2 protein-coding genes are annotated in these 2,662 nt (G+C 36.3%); both read right to left on the reverse strand.

All coding sequences use genetic code 11. From position 1 onward, the window contains the following. Nucleotides 1-213: hypothetical protein (locus tag QZY09_RS13125; RefSeq protein ID WP_295673055.1), on the reverse strand; the 213-nt coding region annotated here is incomplete at its 3' end. Between the two features lie 12 nt (nucleotides 214-225). Then, a complete protein-coding gene (locus QZY09_RS13130) occupies nucleotides 226-1,572 on the reverse strand; it encodes an ATP-binding protein (RefSeq protein WP_295673056.1) in 1,347 nt (448 codons plus the stop codon). Nucleotides 1,573-2,662 lie beyond the last annotated feature (1,090 nt).

The following is a 2,662-nucleotide window of genomic DNA, read 5'->3' on the forward strand; positions in this document are numbered from 1 at the left end:
CTGCGAAGGCTCAAAACGTAATACCAGTTTACTCCCGACGATCTGATTTTGAGGTGGGATCTTAAAATAAAACAAGCTTGCGCCGCTCATTCCATAAATAGCTTCGTCTTCTTCTTGCCCAAACGATGCGAAGGATACTATAGTTTGGGTTTGAGCCAATGATGCCTTACTTAAAAGAAATACAAGGGCTAATAAGGTAAAAAATTTGTTCATTGGTTGTCAATATTAGTTTATTACTTGAAATTCTACTCTGAAATAATTTCCGTTATCATCGCTCCGGTATGATAACTCTCCGCCCATTTCCTGGGTCATTAGTTTTGCAATTGATAGCCCTAATCCAAGCCTGCTTTCCACATGGCTTGAGGCTTCGCTCAGCGTTTTTAGTTTATTAAACATGTTGTCCAGTTCATAGATCCCGATAGGTATACCTTCATCAATGATCTCGAAAACAAATTTTTGCCTCTGAATGCTGGTGACTACCCGGATACTGTTATTGGTTTGTGAAAATTTAATTGCGTTTGATAATAAATTCTGGAAAACCTGCCCGGCAAATACGCGGTCAAGATTTACCATAATAGGAATGGAGGAAATATTATCAACCAAATGAATGTTTTTCATCTGGGCTGTTTCCACTAAACCCCTGAATACGTGCGATGCTTCATGGTTGATATCAAAAACCTCAACATTAAATTTCATTTCGGGTGCTTCAATCTCCTTAACATCCATTAGTTTGTTCAAAAGATATTGCATTTTCTCGGCAGACTGTGCTATATAACCGGTTAGTTCTAACTGATCGGGGCTTAAACGGAAGTCTTCCTCCTTTAACATATTGTTACTCATTACAATTGAGCCCACTAAATTCTTAAGGTCGTGGCCGGCAATATTTATAAAGCTGTTTTTTTGATTATCAAGTTTCCTAAGCTCTTCATATTGTGTATCAATAATGGTGTTTTTTTGGTTGATGTCCTGGTACTGTTCCTTCAGTTGTTCGTTTGATTTGTTGATCAGCAGCTGCGAACGCACATCGCGTTGAATAACCTTAAAGCGTGCACCCGGAACCAGGCAGGATACCAACGCAATAATAAAGAATACCTGGCCGCCGTTTGCGATGATCAGGTCGATGGAATATTGACTGAACAACCTGAAAAATATGGCAAGCAGCAAAAATGCCAGCGCCGCTTGTATTACTGAATTAAAGGGCTCCCAAAACACCTGGAGATTAAAAAACAGGAATATGGCGGAGAACATAAGGAAATACACATTTAAGTGGCTTAGGTCAACTACGTTGCATAATATAGCAGATGTTGCAGAAAGCAGGAAGAGCGTAATATGTAAAAGGATCCGGTAATTATACTTTCTTCGCTGAAAAAGACTGTAAAGTGAAAGAATAATAAGTGTGGTGATCAACCGGATGATGAAAAACTGTACCCATATGTCAGGGCTGAAAATATAGTCGACTATAAAAAATAACCAGTAAACAAAGATTATCGTCCAGATAATATTATTAGTCTGATACCAGGCTTTTTTAGAAATTGCTTTGAAAAACTCTTCTTTAGTTATTTGGACAAACATCGTTTAGCTTTCTTAAATTATGATAATATTCTGTTTATCTATAAATTTAATCCGCATAAAGTAAATGAAAATTAAAAAAAGTCCTCATAGATACTTATGCACATTTAAACATCCTGCACACATCGGGCCAAGTGTTAAACTTTTTTATGTTTACAAATGGCTTACGCGTGGTTTAACTTAATGGTTCAACGTTGTGTTTTTATAGCAAAAAACAATCCAACGGTATCTCTTTTTGCACGGGTGACTTTTAAAGTGGCTATAAAACTTGTGTTTAGCATAATTATTTTTTTGGAATTGACAGGGGTAGATTAAACTTGTTTACCTGAAATTTGCTTACAAAGTGCCAATTAATGTTTTTGGAAAAAACAGAACTGGTCATTCCCCTGCTGGCTTTTATGGCCTGCAGGCGATTTAATGTAAGCGTACGGAATGAGTAAATATTTTCCCATATTGTTAATCAGAGGGTGTTATACGGGGCAAGGTTTGCAATAGGTTGCATTCAGAGGTGTTTTAGTTGAAATAATTTGTTTATTTGATAAAATAGAGTATTCCACCCCGGGTTATTTGCTGGTATAAACAGAGATTTTAAATATAAATAATCATATATATATCTTGGTAATACCGGTATCTTGGTAATACCGGGGGTACGTGTTGCAACCCAATCTCATTTTTTGGAAAGGGCGGGTGCTGGGTACAATTGTATCGTTACCGCAAATTTTACTAATAGTTATTATGTTACTGGTGTTTAAGGATAGTGCGCATTGCGATTGTGTACTCAAAGTTTATTTTAAAAAACTATTTAATTGTAATTAATGCCCGCACAGGGTTTTGTGCCCTTTGATGCGAAATGGGGTGTCATTTCCTTATATTGCGGAATAATTTCCAAAATTTAACCATAAGTAAAATAACGCACGGATCAAATATGTTTACATAAAATACTTTATTGATAAACATTGAAATATCATCAAATAATACTTATAAGGCGGGGGCTTGCATTTAATAAGGGTAATAGAAAATGGGCAGGCCTACCTGTCCATCCCATTAAACATACCGTCAAAAAGGATAGGATTATTATAATTATTATTCGCTA

Origin of the sequence: uncultured Mucilaginibacter sp., assembly GCF_903913935.1 — a bacterium.
Taxonomy (GTDB): Bacteria; Bacteroidota; Bacteroidia; order Sphingobacteriales; family Sphingobacteriaceae; genus Mucilaginibacter.

Bases quoted from the DNA above. Each gene is read 5' to 3' on its own strand.
- QZY09_RS13130 (WP_295673056.1), bottom strand. From the start codon at position 1,572: ATGTTTGTCCAAATAACTAAAGAAGAGTTTTTCAAAGCAATTTCTAAA.